Source organism: Mycobacterium sp. E1747 (genome assembly GCF_001667775.1).
In the GTDB taxonomy this organism is placed as follows: domain Bacteria; phylum Actinomycetota; class Actinomycetes; order Mycobacteriales; family Mycobacteriaceae; genus Mycobacterium.
The window spans coordinates 1-20,517 of record NZ_LZJI01000022.1 but is presented as its reverse complement, the minus strand read 5'-3'; the positions used below and the strand labels follow the sequence as shown (position 1 = coordinate 20,517).

The following is a 20,517-nucleotide window of genomic DNA, read 5'->3' as shown; positions in this document are numbered from 1 at the left end:
GGGATTTACCTATTGAGGCTACTCGACTGCATACACGCTGGCCAAACTCGGGCGTTCCAGCCTGGGGATTTCTGACCAGAACATGACGGGTGGGCGAAATTCCGGGGCCGGGGGTGCACTAATGCGCCGCCGCGTCCCAGGAGCGGCCGTAACCCACCGACACCTCCAGGGGGACGTCGAGCGGGTAGGCGCCGCCCATCTTGTCGCGGGCCAGGGCCTCGACCCGGTCCCGCTCACCGGGCGCGATTTCGAACAGGAGTTCGTCGTGCACCTGCAGCAGCATGCGGGACTTCAGTCCGGCCTCTTTGATCGCCGTGTCGACCTCGATCATCGCCACCTTGATGATGTCGGCGGCGCTGCCCTGGATGGGGGCGTTGAGCGCCGCGCGCTCGGCGGCCTCCCGGACCTGGCGGTTGCTGCTGTCCAGCTCGGGCAGGTAGCGGCGGCGGCCCAGCACCGTCGAGGTGTAACCGTCCTTGCGGGCCTGCTCCACGACGTTCATCAGATAGTCGCGCACGCCGCCGAATCGGGCGAAGTAGGCGTCCATCTGCTCCTTGGCCTCCTCGGTGGAGATCTTCAGCTGCTGCGACAGCCCGTAGGCGCTCAACCCGTAGGCCAACCCGTACGACATCGCCTTGACGCGGCGGCGCAGCTCGGAGGTGACTTCCTCGATCGGCACGCCGAACGCCCGCGAGGCGACGAACGAATGCAGGTCCTCCCCCGTGTTGAAGGCCTCGATCAGGCCGTCGTCGCGCGACAGGTGCGCCATGATCCGCATCTCGATCTGGCTGTAGTCGGCGGTCATCAGCTCGCTGTAGCCGTCGCCGACCACGAACGCGTCCCGGATCCGTCGGCCGGCCTCGGTGCGGATCGGAATGTTCTGCAGGTTCGGCTCGGTCGACGACAGCCGGCCCGTCGCCGCGATGGTCTGGTTGAACGTGGTGTGGATGCGCCCGTCGGAGGCAACCGAATTCAGCAACCCGTCCACCGTCACCTTGAGCCGGGTGGCGTCGCGGTGCGTCAGAAGGTGTTGCAGGAACGGGTGTCCCGTCTTGTCGAACAGCGACTGCAGGGCGTCGGCGTCGGTGGTGTAGCCGGTCTTGGTGCGCTTGGTCTTCGGCATCTCCAGCTCGTCGAAGAGCACCGCCTGCAGCTGCTTGGGCGAACCCAAATTGATCTGCTTGCCGATCACGGCGTAGGCCGCTTCGGCGGCGTCGCGGATCTGGTGGGCGAAATCGCTCTGCAGCTCGCCGAGCAGATCCAAATCGACTGCGATGCCGGTGTGTTCCATCCCGGCCAGCACCCGCTGCACCGGCAGCTCCATGCCGCCCAACAGCGACGTGGAGTTGATGCGGGCCAGCTCCTCGTCGAGCGCATCGGCCAGATCCAGCACCGCCACGGCCCGCAGGATCAGGGTCTGTACGGCCTGGTCGTCCGTCCCCTCCGGATCATCGAGCAGCGAAAGCTGTTGCTGCTCAGCGGTTTCTGCGCGCAACTCGCGCCGAAGATAGCGCAGGGACAGATCCTCGAGGGAGAAGCTGCGCTGCCCGGGACGCACCAGGTAGGCGGCCAGCGCGGTATCGGAGGTCACGCCGGCCAGCGTCCAGCCCCGACCGGCGAGGTCGTGCATCGCCAGCTTGGCCTCGTGCAGCGCCTTGGGCGGACCCGGGTCGGCCAGCCAGGACGCCAGTGCCGCCTCGTCGTCGGGATCGAGCGCCGAGGTGTCGATGTAGCGGCCCTCCCCGTCGGCAGACACGATGGCCAGCGCGGTGGCATCGGCGTCGTAGGCCAGGTGGGTGCCGACGACGGCCAGGCCGAACCGCTTGCCCGAGCTGTGTTCGGCCAGCCAGACGGCCAGCTCGCCGGGCTGCAGCGCCCCGCCGCGGACGTCGAACCCGGCGTCGACCTCGGGCTCCACCGCGGCCAGGGTGTCGAACAGCCGGTCGCGCAGGACCCGGAACTCCAGGTCGTCAAACAGGCGGTGGATCTGGTCGCGGTCCCAGGGCAGCATGCGCAGCGTGTCCGGGGTCTGCGCCAGCGGCACGTCCTTGACCAGGTCGGTGAGCTCGCGGTTGCGGATCACCCCGGCCAGGTTGGCCCGCAGCGCGTCGCCGACCTTGCCGCGCACCGAGTCGACGTTGTCCACCAGGCCCTGCAGCGACCCGTATTCGACGATCCATTTGGACGCGGTCTTCTCCCCCACCCCCGGGATGCCGGGCAGGTTGTCGCTGGGATCGCCGCGCAGGGCCGCGAAGTCGGGGTACTGCGTCGGGGTCAGCCCGTACTTCTCGACGACGGCCTCCGGCGTGAACCGGGTGAGTTCGCTGACGCCCTTGCGTGGGTAGAGGACGGTCACGTCGTCGCTGACCAGCTGCAGGGAGTCGCGGTCACCGGTGACCACCAGGACGCGGAAGCCCTCGTTTTCGGCCTGGGTGGCCAGCGTCGCGATCAGGTCGTCGGCCTCGAAGCCGGGCTCGGCGAGCACCGTGATGCCCAGCGCGTTCAGCACTTCCTTGGTGATGTCGATCTGGCCGTGGAACTCGTCGGGCGTCGACGAGCGGTTCGCCTTGTACTCGGGGTACCGCTCGGAGCGGAAGGTCTGCCGGGACACGTCGAACGCCGCGGCGACGTGGGTGGGCGCCTCGTCGCGCAGCAGGTTGATCAGCATCGCGGTGAAGCCGTAGACCGCGTTGGTGGTCAGGCCGCCGCGGGTCTTGAAATTCTCGGCGGGCAGCGCGTAGAAGGCCCGAAACGCCAGCGAATTGCCGTCGAGCAACATCAGTGTCGGCTTGGTGTGTTCCTCGGTCTTCTGAGCGGGCGGAGCGGGCACGGCTATCACTCTAGGCACCCCGACCGACGGGCCAGGCGCTGCCGCAGAACTGCAACACGTTTCAGTTTTGTGTTGGGCCTGGGTAGTCTGGCCGAGTGCCAGAGGTCACCAGCCAAGAACCCGCGATCGACGGATGGTTCGCCACCGACGAAGCCGGCCAACCGCACCTGATCGGCAGCAAATGCCCGGAGTGCGGCACCTACGTCTTCCCGCCCCGGGAGAACAACTGCCCCAACCCCGGCTGCACCAGCGACACGCTCGAGTCGGTCGCGTTGTCGACCCGGGGCAAGCTGTGGAGCTACACCGAGAACCGGTATCCGCCGCCCCCGCCGTATCCCGCCCCGGATCCCTTCGAGCCGTTCGCCATTGCCGCGGTCGAGCTGGCCGACGAGGGGCTCATCGTGTTGGGCAAGGTGGTCGAGGGCACGCTGGCCGCCGATCTCAAGGTCGGCATGGAGATGGAGCTGACCACCATGCCGCTGTTCACCGACGACGACGGCGTGCAGCGCATCGTCTACGCGTGGAGGATCCCGTCATGAGCGCTCCCGAGCCGCTGTATATCCTGGGCGCGGGCATGCACCCGTGGGGCAAGTGGGGCCGCGACTTCACCGAGTACGGGGTGGTCGCCGCGCGCGCCGCGCTGGCCGAGGCCGGCCTGGACTGGCGGCAGATCCAGTTGGTCGCCGGCGCCGACACCATCCGCAACGGCTACCCGGGCTTCATCGCCGGGTCGACGTTCGCGCAGAAGCTCGGCTGGAACGGCGTGCCGGTCAGCTCCAGCTACGCCGCATGCGCCAGCGGTTCCCAGGCGCTGCAGAGTGCGCGCGCCCAGATCCTGGCCGGGTTCTGCGACGTCGCGCTGGTGATCGGCGCCGACACCACGCCGAAGGGCGCGTTCGCCCCGGTCGGCGGGGAGCGCAAGAACGATCCGGACTGGCAGCGGTTCCACCTGATCGGGGCGATGAACCCGGTGTACTTCGCGCTGTTGGCGCGCCGCCGGATGGACCTCTACGGCGCGACGTCCGAGGACTTCGCGCAGGTGAAGGTGAAGAACTCCCGGCACGGCCTGCAGAACCCGAACGCCCGCTACCGCAAGGAAGCTTCCGCCGATGACGTCTTCGCCAGCCCGGTGGTGGCCGACCCGCTGCGGCAGCTCGACATCTGCGCCACCTCCGACGGCGCCGCGGCGTTGATCGTGGCCAGCGCCGAGTTCGCCCGCAAGCACCTCGGCTCGCTCGACGGCGTGCCCTCGGTGCGCGCGGTCAGCACGGTCACGCCGCGCTACCCGCAGCACTTGCCCGAATTGCCTGACATCGCAACGGATTCCACCGCCGTCGTGGCCGCGCCGGAGCGGGTGTTCAAGGATCAGATCCTCGATGCCGCCTACGCCGAGGCGGGCATCGACCCCGAGGACGTCAGCCTGGCCGAGGTCTACGACCTGTCCACCGCGCTCGAGCTCGACTGGTACGAGCACCTGGGGCTGTGCGCCAAGGGCGAGGCCGAGGCGCTGCTGCGCAGCGGCGCGACCACCATCGGTGGCAAGGTCCCGGTCAACCCGTCCGGCGGGCTGGCGTGCTTCGGCGAGGCCATTCCCGCGCAGGCCATCGCGCAGGTGTGCGAGCTGACCTGGCAGCTGCGCGGTCAGGCCACCGGCCGGCAGGTGGAGAACGCCACGGTGGGCGTCACGGCGAACCAGGGCCTGTTCGGCCACGGCTCCTCGGTGATCGTCGCGCGCTGAGCGCCGCCTCGCCGCCGCTCACGAGATCGACTGTGCGATGGCGGCTTTCGTTGTGCGCCCTGGGCGCGATTCTGGCGGCTTGAGCGCGCTGGACGCACGGACAAAGCCGCCGACGCACGCCCGACGGCCGGACGCTACTCGTCGGCGGTGCCCAGCGTTTCCAGGACGACTTCGGCGACCCGCTTCATGGTGGTCCGCCGGTCCATCGCGGCGCGCTGAATCCACTTGAACGCCTCGGGCTCGGTCATGCCCTGCTTGGTCTGCAACAACCCCTTGGCGCGTTCGACGACCTTGCGAGTCTCCAGCCGCTCGGACAGCGTCGCCACTTCGCGTTCCAGCTCACTGATCTCCGCGAAGCGGCTCACGGCCAACTCGATGGCCGGAATCAGGTCGCTGATCGTGAAGGGCTTCACCAGGTAGGCCATCGCGCCGGCGTCGCGGGCGCGTTCGACCAAGTCCCGCTGGCTGAACGCGGTCAGCACCACGATCGGGGCGATGCGCTTACTGGCGATCTCCGACGCCGCGTCGATCCCGTCGCGGCGCGGCATCTTCACGTCCATGATCACCAGGTCGGGCCGGTGGCGCTCGGCCAACTCGACGGCTTCCTGGCCGTCGCCGGCCTCCCCGACGATCTCGTACCCCTCCTCTCGGAGCATCTCGGCGAGGTCCAGTCGGATGAGCGCTTCGTCCTCGGCGATCAGGACCCGGCGCGGCACAGCGGCGTCGGTGTCGGTCGTGGGGCCTGTCATGACGGACATTGTGTCGTGAACGCCTGGAACCAGCGACCTCGGGGGCGGTGAGACGGGCGGCGGCACCGAATCCTTTATGGTGGGAGGCTGCCTCTAACGTAGGAGGCCGAGGATGCCCTCGTATCCCAACTGGCAGAGGAAACGGACTCAAAACCCGTCCAGTGTGGGTTCGAATCCCACCGAGGGCACCACACACCACCGAGGGCACCACTTCAGCCGATCGTGAGGCATGGGTGCGTTCCCGGGAATCGGGGTCGTCAGCGGGATAGCGGCGCGGCTCACACGGGGCGGGCCATCCCGGGGCGCTTCGCGGCAAACCGGTCGCGGCTCAATCGCGCCTCTCCGATACCGATGTTGCTGCTATGCCCCCAGCCCACAAGCCTGCGGCTTGCGAAACGCGGGTAATACGTGCCAAAGGTATGAAATAGTGGCGATTTAAGTACCCGGCGCAATTTGGTACGGGCATCGCATTCGAATGCGGCGGCGGCGGTTCACGATGAATTCACATAATTGCGGAAACCGCAACTCAAGCCGACGAAACACAAATGACGACGGCACCATCGACCCCGCACGACGGGCGCGTTGGGCAACCTACGGCGACGCAGGCGCTGACGCGGGGCCCTGCCGCTTCAGTGGCTTATGCACACCTGTTCCTCCGAGTGCACCACGTTGACCTGCATCGGATCGTTCTGCATCGAGTCGGTGGCCACCCGCAACAACGAAGCCGCGCCACCACACCCCACCCCGCAGGCGGGCGTTGCCGCCGCGACGCACGCCAGTATTAGCGCAATCCCAATCCTGCTGCGCAGCCTTGCCATCCCGCACCCCCGGTATTTAGAGGAACTTATGACCCACATCACAGCCCGACATATGTTTAATAACACGTCGGAAAAATTTGTAAAACCCTTCGGTCAGAAAATTCTTTTTTACATTTTTTTCTGGTCATGCCGGCGCCATCCGACGGCAGGCATTCGTCGCGGCACCGGAGCCCCAATTTGCGAGCTGACGGGCCGACAAACCTGAGCTCAGCGGGTTACGCTTTGGACGTGGCGGCCAAGAAGTGCGATGCCCCACCGGTGTCAGACGGCCAGTCGGGACGCCCGGACTGCGTAGCCGCGGTGCGGGCGCAGACCCGTGACCGCAACCAGCACTACATCGCGAGTGCCGCACGCCGCGCCCGGATCTTGACCATCAGCTCGTGGCTGGCCGTCCTGGTGAGCGTGACCTTCGTCCTGGTCCAGATTCTGGGCGGCTCCTGGTTGTGGCAGGTCAGCTCGATCAACGTCCTCGGCGCCATGGTCTTCGCGACGGTTCCGTGGCTACAGCGATTCGGTGGACTCGTCGCCCCACTGACGTTTTTGGGCACGGCCTACGTGTCCGTCTTCGCCAGCTGCGTCGACGTCGGCACCGGGTCCGGCGCTCAGTTCTTCTTCCTGGTGGGCGCCTGCATCGTCGTGCTTCTGCTGGGAGTCGAGCACATCGTCTTGGCGTCCGCGCTCGCGGCCGTCGCCGCCGGCCTGATCATCGCGGTGGAGTTCCTGATACCCCGCGACACCGGCGTGCAGCCGGCCTGGGCCCAGACGGCGGGTTTCCTCATCACCGCGATCTCCAGCGTCGTGATGGTCGTCGTGACGGTGTGGTTCGCCCTGCGTGACACCGCGCGCGCCGAGGCCGTGATGGAGGCGCAGTACGAGCGCTCCGAAGCGCTGCTGGCCAACATGTTGCCGGCCAGCATCGCCGAGCGGCTCAAGGAGCCGGACCGCGGCGTCATCGCCGACAAGTACGACGTCGCCTCCGTACTCTTCGCCGACATCGTCGGATTCACCGAACGGGCCAGCAGCACGGCCCCGGCCGACCTGGTGCTCTTCCTCGACCGCCTCTACGGCGCCTTCGACGCGCTCGTGGACAAGTACGGACTCGAGAAGATCAAAGCCAGCGGTGACTCCTACATGGTGGTCAGCGGGGTGCCGCGGGCACGCACCGATCACGCCCAGGCGCTCGCGGACTTCGCCCTCGACATGGCGAATGCCGCAGCCGGGCTGAAGGATCCGCACGGCAACGAGGTCCCGCTGCGGGTGGGCATGGCGTGCGGGCCGGTCGTCGCCGGCGTCGTGGGTTCGCGCCGCTTCTTCTACGACGTGTGGGGGGACGCGGTCAACGTCGCGTCCCGAATGGAGTCCACCGACTCGGTCGGCCGAATCCAGGTGCCCCAGGCCATGTACGAGCGCCTCAAGGGCGAGTTCGTCTTGCAGGAGCGTGGGTGCATCGACGTGAAAGGCAAAGGTCTCATGCGCACCTGGTATCTGATCGGGCGCAAGGAGACCGGCGAAACCTCCGACCTGTTGGCCGAGGATTCACGCACCGCCCACGTATAGACAAAGTGCCCTATACCGGGGACCGCGGTTTGTGTCAGACTTCGGCCATGCAAACCACACCTGGATCTCCCCCTGCTCCAACTCTGTTGCCGCATCTGTGGAAATCGGCCCTGTTATCGGGAATTCTGTCGCTGGCGCTCGGCGTCGTGGTGCTCGCCTGGCCCGGCATATCCATCGTGGTCGCCGCAACCGCCTTCGGCGCGTACCTCCTGATCACCGGCGCCGCGCAAGTGTTCTTCGCATTCAGCCTGCACGTCTCGGCGGGCAGCCGGATCCTGCTGTTCATCAGCGGTGCCGCGTCACTCATCCTGGCGCTGTTGGCTTTTCGTCATTTCGGTCAGGGCTACGCAATCCTGTTGCTGGCCATCTGGATTGGCATCGGATTCATCTTCCGCGGCGTCGGCACGACAGTCTCGGCCATCCAGGACCCGCTTCTGCCGGGGCGGGGATGGTCGATCTTCATCGGCGTGATCAGCCTGCTCGCCGGCATCGTCGTCCTGGCGTCGCCGCTGGAATCGATTGTGACGCTGGCCCTCGTAGTCGGGGTGTGGTTCGTGGTGATCGGGATCTTCGAGATCGTCGCGTCCTTCGGCATCCGCAAGGCTTCCAAGACACTGACCGGGTAACGGCGGCTCCGCTAACGCCGGCCACACCCTTCTACTACACTTCGTAGTAGCCGTGCCCACGGCTCCGCTTTTGGGGAGATGACAGATGAATGTCGTCGATATCTCGCGGTGGCAGTTCGGTATCACCACCGTCTACCACTTCATCTTCGTGCCGCTCACGATCGGCCTGGCACCCCTGCTCGCCGTGATGCAGACGGCGTGGGTGATCACCGACAACGTCGCTTGGTACCGGCTCACCAAGTTCTTCGGCAAGTTGTTCCTGATCAACTTCGCCATCGGCGTGGCGACGGGAATCGTGCAGGAGTTTCAGTTCGGGATGAACTGGTCGGAGTATTCGCGGTTCGTCGGCGACATCTTCGGCGCGCCCCTGGCCATGGAGGGATTGTTCGCGTTCTTCTTCGAGTCCACGTTCATCGGGTTGTGGATCTTCGGCTGGGGCCGCCTGCCGAAACTGATCCACCTGGCCTGCATCTGGATCGTGGCGATCGGTGTGAACGTGTCCGCGTTCTTCATCATCGTGGCGAACTCGTTCATGCAGCATCCGGTGGGCGCGCACTACAACCCCGCGACACACCGCGCCGAGCTCGACAGCATCACGGCGCTGCTGGGCAATAACACTGCGCGGTGGGCGTTTACCCACACGGTGACCGGCGCGTTGCTGACCGCGGGGACCTTCGTCGCGGCCGTGAGCGCGTGGTTCCTGGTCCGGTCCCGCCGCCCGGAAACCCCCACCCCGGCCGCCGAATCGAACGCCCGCACCATGTTTCGGCCAGCGGCGGTCCTGGGCTGCTGGGTGGTGCTGCTCGCCGCCGTCGGCTTGTTCTTCACCGGCGACCGCCAGGGCAAGCTGATGTTCGTCCAGCAACCAATGAAGATGGCGTCGGCGGAATCGTTGTGCGGCACCGAAACCGACCCTGACTTCTCGATCCTCACCGTCGGCACGCACAACAACTGCGACAGCATCACCCGGGTGATCGAGGTGCCCTACGTGCTGCCGTTCCTCGCCGAGGGCAAGACCAGTGGCGTGACGTTGCAGGGGGTCCGCAACATCCAGCAGGACTTCGAGCATCGATTCGGCCCCAACGACTACCGGCCCAACCTGTTCGTCACCTACTGGTCGTTCCGCGCGATGATCGGTTTCCTGGCGGTACCCATTCTGTTCGCGCTCGCGGCGCTGTGGCTCACCCGCGGCGGCCGGGTGCCCAGCCAACGCTGGTTCTCCTGGCTGGCGCTGCTGACGATTCCCACACCGTTCCTGGCGAACATCTCGGGGTGGGTGTTCACCGAAATGGGCCGGCAGCCCTGGATCGTCGCCCCGAATCCGACCGGTGACCAACAGGTTCGGTTCACCGTCCATGAGGCAGTGTCGAATCATGTGCCCGGGATGGTCATCACGTCGCTGGTGACCTTCACCCTGGTCTACGCCGTGCTGGCGGTGATCTGGTTCTTCCTGCTCAAGCGCTACATCACCGAAGGGCCGCGGGAACACGACGCCGAACCGGCTCCCCCGCCGGCGCCCGGCGACGACGAGGTGGCGCCACTTTCGTTCGCCTACTAGACCCCGGACGCACGTACTCCAAGGAAGGGAGCTGACCGATGGGACTGCAGCAATTGTGGTTTGGCATCATCGGATTGCTGTTCCTCGGCTTCTTCGTCTTGGAGGGCTTCGACTTCGGCGTGGGCATGCTGATGGAACCGCTCGCGCGCGTCGGCATCGGTGAGCCCGAACCGATTCGCCGCACGGCGCTCAACACCATCGGCCCGATTTGGGACGGCAACGAGGTCTGGCTGATCGTCGCCGGCGCGGCGATGTTCGCCGCCTTCCCGGGCTGGTACGCGACGGTGTTCTCGACGCTGTACCTGCCGCTGCTGGCGATCCTGTTCGGCATGATCCTGCGGGCCGTGGCGATCGAATGGCGCGGCAAGATCGACGACACGAGGTGGCGGGGCTGGGCCGATTTCGGCATCGCGGCCGGGTCTTGGTTGCCGGCCATTCTGTGGGGGGTGGCCTTCGCCATCCTGGTCCGCGGCCTGCCGGTGGACGCCGACGGCCAGGTCCACCTCTCGATCACCGACGTGCTGAACGCCTACACGTTGCTGGGCGGTTTGGCCACGGCCGGACTGTTCGGGTTCTACGGCGCGGTGTTCATCGCGCTGAAGACCTCTGGTGCCATCCGCGACGACGGCCACCGGCTGGCGGTGTGGCTGTCGCTACCGGTGACCGGACTGGTTGCGGCATTTGGGATCTGGACGCAACTGGCGTACGGCAAGGATTGGACCTGGCTGGTGCTCGGGGTCGCGGTGGTGGCGCAGTCGGCGGCGGTGCTGCTGGTGTGGCGGCGCGTGTCCGACGGCTGGGCGTTCGCCTGCACGGCGACCGTCGTTCTGGCGGTGGTGATCCTGTTGTTCGGTGCGCTGTATCCGAACCTGCTGCCCTCGACGCTGAACAAGCAGTGGAGCCTGACGATCTACAACGCCTCGTCGACGCCCTACACCCTCAAGGTCATGACGTGGGTGACGGCCTTCATGGCTCCGTTGACGGTGGTGTACCAGGCGTGGACGTATTGGGTCTTCCGGCAACGCATCTCGGCGGACCGAATCCCGCCGTCCATCGGCCTGGCGAGGCGGGTGTCCTGACCGCGACGCACCCGCCACCCGGCGCGAACTCGCGAGGTCCGTTGGACCCGCGGCTGTGGCGGGCATCGCTCGCCCTGCGCCGGTACCTGACCGCAACCCTGTGCTGCGGCGTGGTGACCTCCGGGTGTGCGATCGCCTCGGCGATCGTGCTGGCCCACGTCGTCGCCCGGGCCGTCGCCGATCACTCGGCGCACGGCCTGCGGCCCTGGATGGGACCGCTGTCGGTCCTCGTGCTGCTGTGGACCGTGCGCACGCTGGCAGCGTGGCTGCAGGCCCGGTTGGGTCAACGCGGCGCCAGCGCGGTGATCGCCGATCTGTCCGGTCAGGTGCTGACGGCGGTGACCGCACGGCAGCCGGGCGAACTCGCCGCCCAACGGGACGCCGCCGCCGTGGTGGTCACCCGGGGTCTCGACGGTCTACGTCCCTACTTCACCGGGTATCTGCCCACGCTGGTGCTGGCCGGAATCCTCACCCCGGCGACCGTCGCCGTCGTCGCGGTCTACGACCTGAAATCGGCGGCGATCGTGGCGATCACCCTGCCGCTCATACCGATATTCATGGTGCTGATCGGCCTGGCCACCGCCGACCGGTCGGCGGCCGCGCTGGCCGCCATGACGACGCTGCAGGGGCGGCTGCTCGATCTCATCGCAGGCATCCCCACGCTGCGGGCGCTGGGCCGCGCCCGGGGCCCCGAACGGCGCATCGCCGAACTCGCTGCGGCGCATCGCCGCTCGGCGATGGCCACCCTCCGGATCGCGTTCCTGTCGGCGCTGGTGCTGGAATTGCTGGCGACGCTTGGCGTGGCGCTGATCGCGGTGGGAATCGGGCTACGCCTGGTGTTCGGTGAGATGACGCTGGCGACCGGCCTCACGGTGCTGTTGCTGGCGCCCGACGTCTACTGGCCGCTGCGCCGAATCGGCGTCGAATTCCATGCCGCGCAGGACGGCAGGACCGCCGCCGACAAGGCCTTCGCCCTCATCGGCGAGCCGGTTCCCCCGAGGCCCCGGGATCGGACCGTCACCGCCCGCGGGGCGCAGATAAGGCTCGAGGGGCTCAGCGTGGCGGGCCGCGACGGTCACGCCCCGCGTGACCTCACCGCGCTCATCGAGCCGGGCTCGGTGACGGTGCTGACCGGACGCAACGGCGCCGGCAAAAGCACGGCCCTGCAGGCGATCACCGGGATCACGGCACCGACGTCGGGCCGCATCACGGTGGCCGGAATCGGGGTCACCGACCTGGAGCCCGGCGCATGGTGGCGGCAGTTGTCCTGGCTGCCGCAGCGCCCGGCGCTCGTCCCGGGCACGGTCCGGGACAACCTGACGCTGTTCGGCGACCTAGACGACCTGGAGACGGCTTGTGCGGCTTCGGGTTTCGATGCGGTGCTGGCCGACCTGCCCGACGGGCTGGACACCGTGCTGGGCCGCGGCGGTGTCGGCCTGTCGCTGGGGCAGCGGCAACGCCTCGGCCTCACCCGAGCGCTCGGCTCGGCCGCGCCCGTGCTGCTGCTCGACGAGCCCACCGCCCACCTGGACGCCCGCGCCGAACAACGCGTGCTGCGGGCCATCGTGCAGCGCGCCCGCGCCGGTGCCACCGTCGTCGTCGTCGGGCACCGCGAACCGGTGCTGGCCATCGGTGACCGGGTGGTGGAGGTCACCGCCGACAGTGGAGCCCGTTATGCCGCGGTCTGATCCGCTCCGGGCGGCCGCGCCGCTGTTGCGCCCGAGGCTCCCCCGCATCGCGGCGGCGATCGCGCTGGGCGTGCTGTCGCTGGGCAGTGCGCTGGCGCTGGCCGGCGTCTCGGCGTGGCTGATCACGCGGGCCTGGCAGATGCCGCCGGTGCTGGACCTGTCGGTCGCGGCCGTCGCGGTGCGCGCGTTCGCCATCTCGCGGGGCGTGTTGCACTACTGCGAGCGACTGGTCACCCACGACGCCGCGCTGCGGGCGGCCGGCACCGCCCGGGCGCGCATCTACGATCGGCTGGCCCGCGGGCCCGCGGCGGCCGCGGTCCGTCTGCACAGCGGTGAGCTGGTGGCGCGCGTGGGCTCCGACGTCGACGAACTGGCCAACGTGCTGGTGCGTGCCGTGGTGCCGATCGGGGTTGCGACGGTGCTGGGATTGGCGGCGACCGCCGTGGTCGCGGCCATCTCGCCGCCGGCGGCGGCGATCCTGGCGATCTGCCTGCTGCTTTGCGGCTTCGTCGCGCCGCGGTTCGCCGCCAGGGCCGCGGCCACCCAGGAAAGCGTTGCCCGCCAGCATCATTCCGAGCGGGACACGTCGGCCATGATTGCCCTTGAGCACGCGCCCGAGCTTCGCGTCGCCGGCCTACTTACCCGCTTCATCGCCGAATCGCAACGCCGCCAACGGGCGTGGGGCGCAGCGCTCGATGCCGCCGCCAGGCCGGCCGCCGTCGCCGAGGCCGTGCCCACCGCCGCGATCGGGGCCAGCGTGCTCGGCGCGGTGGTGGCCGGCATCGGATTGGCGCCGTCGGTCGCGCCCACCACCCTGGCCGTCCTGATGTTGTTGCCGCTATCCGCCTTCGAGGCCATGACGCCGTTACCGGCCGCCGCGGTCCAGCTGACGCGCTCGCGCATCGCCGCGCGCCGACTGCTCGACCTGACGGCCGCTGACCACCCACAGCCCAAAACAGCCACGGCGTCGCCGCCCATCGAGGCCGTGTTGTCGGCCGACATCCGTTTCGGCCACACCGAAGCCACCAGGTCGAACCGCATCACGCTCGACCTGCCGCCGGGTACCCGGCTGGCCGTCACCGGCGCCAGCGGCTCCGGCAAGACGACGCTGTTGATGACGCTCGCCGGGCTGCTTCCCCCGCTGCGGGGGCGGGTGACGCTGGATGGTATCGATCTTTCCGAATTCGACGAAGGGGAATTGCGGCGCTCCGTTGGCTTTTTCGCCGAGGACGCGCACGTCTTCGCCACCACCGTCCGGGACAACTTGCTGGTCGCCCGCGGCGACTGCCGAGACGACGAACTGGTGGCCGCGCTGGAAGCGGTCGGGCTCGGCGCCTGGCTCGCCGGTCTGTCCGAGGGCCTGTCGACAGTGCTGACCGGTGGGGTGCAGGCGCTGTCGGGCGGTCAGCGCCGACGGCTGCTGCTGGCGCGCGCCGTCCTCTCACCCGCCCGGATGGTCCTGCTGGACGAGCCCACCGAGCATCTCGACGCGGCCGACGCCGAACGGGTCCTCTGCGATCTGTTGAGCCCAAGCGCCGAGCTGATCCCCGCGGATCGGACGGTGGTGGTGGCCACCCACCACCTCCCCGACGGCCTCGGGTGTCGGGAGCTGCAGGTCGAGGCGCTCAGAGATGTCGCCGGCGCGGCATGAACTCCAGCGACAGCAACACCACCAACAGCGTGACGATCTGCGTCATCGAGACCAGCGCGTAGCGCCGGGCGTCGAGCGCGTGGAACTTGCGCACGTACCGGTAAAGCGACTCCAGCGCGATCAATGGGTCGAGGACGTGGATCAGCCGATAGAAGACACGCTGGGCGCGGCTGCGGTTCTTCTCATCGAAGATCTCCGGGAACGCCGCAAAGGCAAGCGAGAGCCGTTGAGCGCCATTCTCTTTGCCGGCCATGATCATGTCGATGCTGAGCCGCTCGTCGATGCCGTTGGGGGCCCCGCGCCGGCGCCACGGCACGTCGAGGGTGATGTCGCTGCCCCCGCCGGCCGTCGCATACCGGTGGAAGCCCTGCACCCTGCCCGCGGCGTCCCTGGCGAGGATCAGCTGGATGCCGGGGAACCTGCCCTCCAGCACGCCGTCGAGGTTCATGTGGAATCCGCGTTCGGTATGCGCCGCTTTGCTCGAGGCCCGCACCACCTCGGTCAGCTCGGCCAGTTGCTCAGTGGTGAGGTTCTGCTCCCCGACGATCTCGGTGGTGATGCCGCAGTTGTGCGAGCGCTTCACCGCCTGGCGCAGGTTGCGGAACTTGCGGCCCACCATGTCGAAAGCGGTGACGTCGACGACCACGTCGCGCCCGATCGGCACGGCGCGCAACGACTGTCCGAGCAGCGCGGCGTCGCTCCACAAGCCCAGCCGCCGCTCGCTGCACCCCACGACCGCGATCCGCCAGCCGTGGGTGTGGCACATGGCGGCGAAGTCGGCGACCAGCTCGGAAAATCGGGTCTCGTCGCCGATCGGGTCACCGCCGACCACCGCGATGCCCAGGCGCGTGCGGTAGGCCAGCGCCGCGCTGCCGTCGGCGGTGAAGTGGTAGCTCTTGCCGGTCTGCATCGCGAACGGCGCCAGCGGGTCGTCCTTGGTGGCCTGGATCAAGGTCCAGATCCGGGGCAGATCCTCGGGACTTGGGTGCGACGCCGTCGGCCACATCAGGACCAGGCCGGAGCTGGCGATCACCAGGTCGCCGAGCAGATCGAAGGACAGCACGTGCAGGCCCAGCCCCGCCAGCACGAACCCGGCGGCCGCTGCGGCGTGCATGGCCGTCACGGGACGGCCCAGGAAGATGCCCCGCGCGATCCACGCCACCGCGACCAGCACCGTCAGCGACCAGGCCAGCCGATCGGTGTAGTGCCACGCCGGCTGGTGGTGGTGGCGAACGAGGATTTCGGCCAACCAGCAGGTGGCGCTCAGCAGCGCAAGGGCTCCGATCAGCCGGGCGGCCCTTGAATCGACCGAGACGACCACGCGTTCCCGCCCGCGAGCCTTCACTGAGACGTCGACCAACGGCCCGCTCACACTCACCTCCCGATGCGCTGACATTCCAGCTGGGCGGCTGCCTGCCACCTCTGCACCGAATACCCGGCTGCTGTGAACTTACGCCCGGTCCCGGCCCTGACGGGCCCAAATCACGGCGATGTCCTGCGGGTATTCCGCCCTGTCTATCGGCGGGTTGGCGGAAAATATTTCAGCACGCCTTCTTGCACCACCGTTGCGAGCAGCTGCCCGGAGCGATCGAAGAAGTGGCCGGTGCCGAGTCCACGCGAATCCGCGGCCACCGGCGACGACGTCGAATACAGCACCCAGTCGTCGAAGTTGACTTGCCGGTGAAACCACACCGAATGGTTGGCGGAGGCGGCGAAGATGCGGTCGAACCCCCAGGACAGCCCGTGTCTGGTGATCACCGAGTCCAGCACGGTGGTGTCCGAGGAGTACACCATGGTCGCGGTGTGCAGCACCGGATCGTTCGGCAGCTTGCCGCCGGCCTTCATCCAGACGCGGTTGTGCGGCAGCCGATCGCCCTTCTCGCGCATCACCCATGCCGGGTCGTTGGTGTAGCGCCACTCGATCGGCTGCAGGGCGTTGACGAAGTGCGGGACGGTTTCCTCGTAGCCGCGGAGCAACTCGCTGATCGGCGGCTGGGTTTCGGGCTCGCCGACCTGCGGCGGGTCCACACCGTGTTCGAGGCCGGGGCCGCCGGCCATGTAGGAGATCATGGCCGAGGACAGCAGCGTGCCATCCTGCACGGCGTCCACGCGCCGATTGGCGAAGCGTCGCTCGTCGCGCAGCCGGGTGACGTGGAACTCGATGTCCTTGGCGGTGTCTCCCCCGTTGACGAAGTGCACGGACAGTGCGCTGGGCGGCAGGTCGTCGCGGACCAGCGTGCGGCCGCTCGCGACGAACGACTGAGCCATCAGCTGGCCACCGAACGTCCGCATCGGGTTCTTGGTGGGATGGGACCCGACGAACCGGTCGTCGGCGACCCGGGTGAGGTCGAGGGTCGCAAGCAGTTCCTTGAAATCGGAATCGGTGCTGATCGCGGCCTCTCCTTGGCTCGGTCGCCCGGACGGGCTAGCTTCATTGCCCGACTCCTCCTCAGTCCGCTACGCGGACCGCATCGTCGTCGGGCTAGCTTCATTGCCCGACTCCTCCTCAGTCCGCTACGCGGACCGCATCGTCGTCGGGCTAGACGTCGTCCTCCCCGATGCGGTGCACATGGATGAGGTTGGTCGACCCTACTGTGCCAGGTGGCGCGCCGGCCACAATCACCACCAGGTCCCCGCGCTTGTAGCGGCCCAGTTCCAGCAGCGACTGGTCGACCTGGCGGATCATGCCGTCGGTGGACGTCATCATCGGGACGATGAACGTCTCGGTGCCCCACGTCATCGCGAGCTGGCTGCGCACCTCGGGCCACGCGGTGAAGGCCAGCAGCGGCAGCGGGGTGTGCAGCCGCGCCAGCCGCTTGACGGTGTCACCGGACTGGGTGAAGGCGACCAGCGCCTTGGCGTCCAGGCGCTCGCCGATGTCGCGGGCGGCGTACGAGATCACCCCGCGCTTGGTGCGCGGCACGTGCGTCAAGGGCGGCGCGGCGGTGGAGTTGTCCTCGACAGCGCAGATGATCCGGGACATGGTCCGCACGGCGGCCAGCGGGTACTTGCCCACCGAGGTCTCGCCGGACAGCATCACGGCGTCGGCGCCGTCGAGCACGGCATTGGCGACATCGGAGGCCTCGGCGCGCGTCGGCCGCGAGTTCTCGATCATCGACTCGAGCATCTGGGTCGCCACGATGACGGGTTTGGCGTTCTCGCGGGCCATTTGGATGGCCCGCTTCTGCACCAGCGGCACCTCCTCGAGCGGCAGCTCGACGCCCAGGTCGCCGCGCGCCACCATGATGGCGTCGAACGCGAGCACGATCGCTTCCAGATTGTCGACGGCTTCCGGCTTTTCGAGCTTGGCGATCACCGGAACCCGCCGACCGACCCGGTCCATCACCTCGTGCACCAGCTCGACGTCGGACGGCGAACGCACGAACGACAGCGCGACCAAGTCGACCCCGAGATCGAGCGCGAACGTGAGGTCCTCGAGGTCCTTGTCGGACAAGGCCGGCGCAGTCACATTCATCCCCGGCAGCGACATGCCCTTGTTGTTGCTGACCGGGCCGCCCTCGGTGACGGTGCAGATCACGTCGTCACCATCGATGCCTGAAACGACCAGTCCGATGTTGCCGTCGTCGACCAGTACCCGATCACCGATCGCCGCGTCCGCAGCCAGCCTCTTGTAGGTGGTCGACACGCGGTCGTGGGTGCCCTCGCAATCCGCGACGGTGATGCACACCGTTTCCCCGTCGGCCCAATACGTGGACCCGGTGGCGAAACGTCCCAGCCGGATCTTCGGGCCCTGCAGGTCGGCGAGCACACCGACCGCGCGGCCAGTGGTGTCGGAAGCGGCGCGGACCCGCTCGTAGGCGGCCTTGTGATCGGAGTAGTCGCCATGACTGAAGTTCAACCGGGCGACGTCCATTCCCGCCTCGACCAGCGCCAGAATCATCTCGTCCGAATTGGTCGCAGGGCCAAGGGTGCAGACGATCTTCCCGCGTCTACTCACGGCGACCCAGCATAGTCGCGTGGGCTCCCCCAGTCCGACTTAACGGGCTGTCGCGCTGCGAGCGGCTAACCACTCTGAATCGCCGGAAACAACGGGAAGCCGGGCAGGTTACGCAGCACCGTCCACGCGATGACGGCCAGCACCATGGTCATCCAGGCCGGCGTGGACACCGCGGATCTGCCGCGGCCGCGGCGAACCAACAACCATCCGGCCAGCATCGGAATGCCGACGAGCAGGAAAACATTGTCGTCGACGGCGGCGGCCAAGTGGCCGTGCAACAGGTCGTGGGTCATCCGCAGGCCCCCACAGAACGGGCAGTTCCAGCCCGTGAGCCATTTGAAGGGGCATTGGGGATACAACGAATTCGTGTTGTGCGGGTCGACCAGGCCGACGTAGCCGAGCGCGCCGCCCAGCACCACGGCGGTGCCGGCGGCGACGTAGCGGCGCGGGCCGCGACGCCGTTCCACCGCTTGGCCGGCGGAATACGGTTGCGTCACGTTCTCAGCATGCCAGACCGAGCCGGCCGCTAGCTGTTCGACGGCCGGTTCCTTCGCAGCCTCCAGCGGCCGCGTGGCGCCTTGGACGGCTCGGCGGCCGAGGCCGGTTCGGCCGAATCCTGTGCCGGCGTTGGCTCGGGTTCGTCGGCCTCGGGCGCTTCGGCTCGGGGTTCTTCGGCCTCGGCCTCGTCGGCTTCAGGCTCTTCGGCCCCGGGCGCTTCGGGCTCCCCGGCTTTTTCGGGTTCTTCGGCTTCGGCGCCCTCGGCGTCTTCCGCCTCGCCCACTTCGGCGTCTTCCGCCTCGCCCTGGTCAGCGTCGCTTCCCGCCGCGACCGCCGCGGTCGACGCCTCGCCCGCGGCGACGGTCGCGAACTCGCGCGCCGGTTCCTCGGCCGCGTCTTCCTTGCCGCGCAGGCTCTCGGGGGCCTCCCGCCCCCTCGGCGCCACCATGATGTAGACCACGGCCCCGATGAACACGAAAGTCGAAGTGAACGAATTGATCCGGATGCCCGCGATGTGGGTGGCGGTGTCGTCGCGCAGCAGCTCGACGCCGAACCGCCCGATGCAGTAGCTGGCCACATACAGCGCGAACAGCCGGCCGTGGCCCAGTGCGAATCGCCGGTCCACGTAGATCAATATGACGAAAACTACGACGTTCCAGATCAATTCGTACAGAAACGTCGGCTGCACGACGAGTGCCACCTGCCCCGTCGAGACGCCGTCCAGCGAATGGGGGTCGATGTATCCCGAGGGGTCGCGGCGGTAGAAAATCTCCAGACCCCACGGCAGGGTGGTTTCGCGGCCGTAGAGCTCCTGGTTGAAATAGTTACCCAGCCGGCCGATGGCCTGCGCCAGGACGAGCCCCGGCGCCACCGCGTCGGTGAAGGCGGGCAGCGGGATGCCGTGCCGCCGGCACCCGATCCATCCGCCGACACAACCGAGCGCCACCGCGCCCCAAATGCCCAGTCCTCCGTCCCAAATGCGCACGGCGGCACCCAATCCGGCGCCGCCGGGCCCCCAGTAGGTCCGCCAGTCGGTGGCCAGGTGATAGAGCCGCCCGCCCACCAGTCCGAACGGCACGACCCACAACGCGATGTCGTAGATGACGCCGCGCTGTCCGCCGCGAGCCTCCCAGCGGCGGTCGCCGATCAGCAGCGCCACCACGATGCCGGTGATGATGAACAGGGCGTACGCGCGAATGGGCAGGGGCCCAAGGTGCCAGACACCCTGGGGCGGGCTGGGAAAGTATGTCGGCAACGTCGTCATCACGCGGACGCCTTCTGCCGAACGCCGGCGGCCAGTTCCTCGGTCAGTTCGCGCAAGGCGGGCAGCCCTCCCTCGCCGAGCGCCGACACCAGCGCCGAGCCGACGATGACGCCGTCGGCGTAGCTGCCGATCTGGGCGGCCTGCTCCCGGGACCGCACCCCGAGGCCGACGCCGACGGGTATGTCCGAGACCGCCTTCACGCGCCGCACCAGCTCGGGCGCGGCGAGCGACACCGCGTCACGCGCGCCGGTGACCCCCATTGTGGAAGCGGCGTAGACGAATCCGCGTGACGCCTCGACGGTCATGGCTAACCGTTCCGGCGTCGACGACGGCGCGACGAGAAAAATGCGATCCAACCGATGCTCCTCAGCTGCCGTCAGCCACCGCTCGGCCTCGTCGGGGATGAGGTCTGGAGTGATCAAGCCTTGCCCGCCGGCCGCCGCGAGATCCCGCGCGAAGGCGTCGACCCCGTAGCGCAGCACGGGATTCCAATAGGTCATCAC

The 20,517-nt window shown here is 68.2% G+C and carries 17 protein-coding genes and 1 tRNA gene; 10 read left to right on the top strand and 8 right to left on the bottom strand.

The genetic code is table 11. The features are described from left to right. Positions 1–118: 118 nt before the first annotated feature. A complete protein-coding gene (gene polA / locus A5695_RS01730; protein WP_197515325.1) occupies positions 119–2,779 on the bottom strand; it encodes a DNA polymerase I in 2,661 nt (886 codons plus the stop codon). A gap of 146 nt (positions 2,780–2,925) precedes the next feature. Here polA and A5695_RS01725 point away from each other — a divergent pair, with 146 nt between their 5' ends. Beyond that, a complete protein-coding gene (locus A5695_RS01725; protein WP_068077420.1) occupies positions 2,926–3,369 on the top strand; it encodes a Zn-ribbon domain-containing OB-fold protein in 444 nt (147 codons plus the stop codon). Continuing rightward, on the top strand, positions 3,366–4,568 hold the full coding sequence (locus tag A5695_RS01720) for a lipid-transfer protein (protein ID WP_068077419.1): 1,203 nt from the start codon (positions 3,366–3,368) through the stop codon (positions 4,566–4,568). The genes A5695_RS01725 and A5695_RS01720 overlap by 4 nt, the downstream gene beginning before the upstream one ends. Positions 4,569–4,702: 134 nt before the next feature. Here A5695_RS01720 and A5695_RS01715 read toward each other — a convergent pair whose 3' ends face one another. Beyond that, the gene (locus A5695_RS01715; protein WP_156749408.1) at positions 4,703–5,317 is read right to left on the bottom strand and encodes an ANTAR domain-containing response regulator; all 615 of its coding nucleotides are present in this window, start codon (positions 5,315–5,317) and stop codon (positions 4,703–4,705) included. Positions 5,318–5,431: 114 nt separating this feature from the next. Here A5695_RS01715 and A5695_RS01710 point away from each other — a divergent pair. The 8 genes from A5695_RS01710 (at position 5,432) to cydC (ending at position 14,294) form a co-directional block, all read left to right on the top strand. Next, positions 5,432–5,508, top strand: a tRNA-Leu gene (locus A5695_RS01710). A gap of 511 nt (positions 5,509–6,019) precedes the next feature. Next, entirely contained in the window at positions 6,020–6,340 is a 321-nt protein-coding gene (locus tag A5695_RS28200; RefSeq protein ID WP_156749407.1) for a hypothetical protein, read from the top strand. A gap of 23 nt (positions 6,341–6,363) precedes the next feature. Continuing rightward, on the top strand, positions 6,364–7,692 hold the full coding sequence (locus tag A5695_RS01705; protein WP_068077444.1) for an adenylate/guanylate cyclase domain-containing protein: 1,329 nt from the start codon (positions 6,364–6,366) through the stop codon (positions 7,690–7,692). Positions 7,693–7,739: 47 nt separating this feature from the next. Next, a complete protein-coding gene (locus A5695_RS01700; protein ID WP_369830146.1) occupies positions 7,740–8,318 on the top strand; it encodes an HdeD family acid-resistance protein in 579 nt (192 codons plus the stop codon). Positions 8,319–8,403: 85 nt separating this feature from the next. Further along, entirely contained in the window at positions 8,404–9,876 is a 1,473-nt protein-coding gene (locus A5695_RS01695) for a cytochrome ubiquinol oxidase subunit I (protein WP_068077416.1), read from the top strand. 38 nt (positions 9,877–9,914) lie between these two features. Continuing rightward, entirely contained in the window at positions 9,915–10,955 is a 1,041-nt protein-coding gene (cydB, locus tag A5695_RS01690) for a cytochrome d ubiquinol oxidase subunit II (RefSeq protein WP_068077414.1), read from the top strand. A 98-nt stretch (positions 10,956–11,053) separates the two neighbouring features. Then, positions 11,054–12,643: a thiol reductant ABC exporter subunit CydD gene (gene cydD / locus A5695_RS01685; protein WP_231974690.1), complete on the top strand. Its 1,590-nt coding sequence runs from the start codon at positions 11,054–11,056 to the stop codon at positions 12,641–12,643. Beyond that, positions 12,630–14,294, top strand: a complete 1,665-nt coding sequence (cydC, locus tag A5695_RS01680) for a thiol reductant ABC exporter subunit CydC (protein WP_068077413.1) — start codon at positions 12,630–12,632, stop codon at positions 14,292–14,294. Before cydD ends, cydC begins: the two co-directional genes overlap by 14 nt. On the opposite strand, the gene A5695_RS01675 is transcribed toward cydC, so the two are convergent. From A5695_RS01675 to trpA, 6 genes are all read right to left on the bottom strand, one after another. Beyond that, on the bottom strand, positions 14,269–15,666 hold the full coding sequence (locus A5695_RS01675; RefSeq protein WP_068077441.1) for a bifunctional lysylphosphatidylglycerol flippase/synthetase MprF: 1,398 nt from the start codon (positions 15,664–15,666) through the stop codon (positions 14,269–14,271). The genes cydC and A5695_RS01675 overlap by 26 nt on opposite strands. Positions 15,667–15,809: 143 nt before the next feature. Continuing rightward, positions 15,810–16,685, bottom strand: coding sequence for an acyl-CoA thioesterase II (locus A5695_RS01670; RefSeq protein ID WP_082945789.1), 876 nt, complete (start codon positions 16,683–16,685; stop codon positions 15,810–15,812). A 148-nt stretch (positions 16,686–16,833) separates the two neighbouring features. Further along, the gene (gene pyk / locus A5695_RS01665; RefSeq protein ID WP_068077409.1) at positions 16,834–18,252 is read right to left on the bottom strand and encodes a pyruvate kinase; all 1,419 of its coding nucleotides are present in this window, start codon (positions 18,250–18,252) and stop codon (positions 16,834–16,836) included. A gap of 65 nt (positions 18,253–18,317) precedes the next feature. Then, complete coding sequence (locus tag A5695_RS01660) at positions 18,318–18,749, bottom strand: DUF2752 domain-containing protein (RefSeq protein WP_082945788.1); 432 nt, start codon at positions 18,747–18,749, stop codon at positions 18,318–18,320. A 29-nt stretch (positions 18,750–18,778) separates the two neighbouring features. Further along, on the bottom strand, positions 18,779–20,014 hold the full coding sequence (locus A5695_RS01655; RefSeq protein WP_068077407.1) for a prolipoprotein diacylglyceryl transferase: 1,236 nt from the start codon (positions 20,012–20,014) through the stop codon (positions 18,779–18,781). Next, positions 20,014–20,517, bottom strand: a 504-nt coding sequence (gene trpA, locus A5695_RS01650; RefSeq protein ID WP_068077404.1) for a tryptophan synthase subunit alpha, incomplete at its 5' end; no start/stop codon positions are given. The genes trpA and A5695_RS01655, both read right to left, overlap by 1 nt.

Bases quoted from the DNA above. Each gene is read 5' to 3' on its own strand.
- polA (WP_197515325.1), bottom strand. From the start codon at position 2,779: ATGTTGCTCGACGGCAATTCGCTGGCGTTTCGGGCCTTCTACGCGCTG.
- A5695_RS01720 (WP_068077419.1), top strand. From the start codon at position 3,366: ATGAGCGCTCCCGAGCCGCTGTATATCCTGGGCGCGGGCATGCACCCG.
- A5695_RS01715 (WP_156749408.1), bottom strand. From the start codon at position 5,317: ATGACAGGCCCCACGACCGACACCGACGCCGCTGTGCCGCGCCGGGTC.
- A5695_RS01700 (WP_369830146.1), top strand. From the start codon at position 7,740: ATGCAAACCACACCTGGATCTCCCCCTGCTCCAACTCTGTTGCCGCAT.
- A5695_RS01695 (WP_068077416.1), top strand. From the start codon at position 8,404: ATGAATGTCGTCGATATCTCGCGGTGGCAGTTCGGTATCACCACCGTC.
- cydB (WP_068077414.1), top strand. From the start codon at position 9,915: ATGGGACTGCAGCAATTGTGGTTTGGCATCATCGGATTGCTGTTCCTC.
- cydC (WP_068077413.1), top strand. From the start codon at position 12,630: ATGCCGCGGTCTGATCCGCTCCGGGCGGCCGCGCCGCTGTTGCGCCCG.
- A5695_RS01655 (WP_068077407.1), bottom strand. From the start codon at position 20,014: ATGACGACGTTGCCGACATACTTTCCCAGCCCGCCCCAGGGTGTCTGG.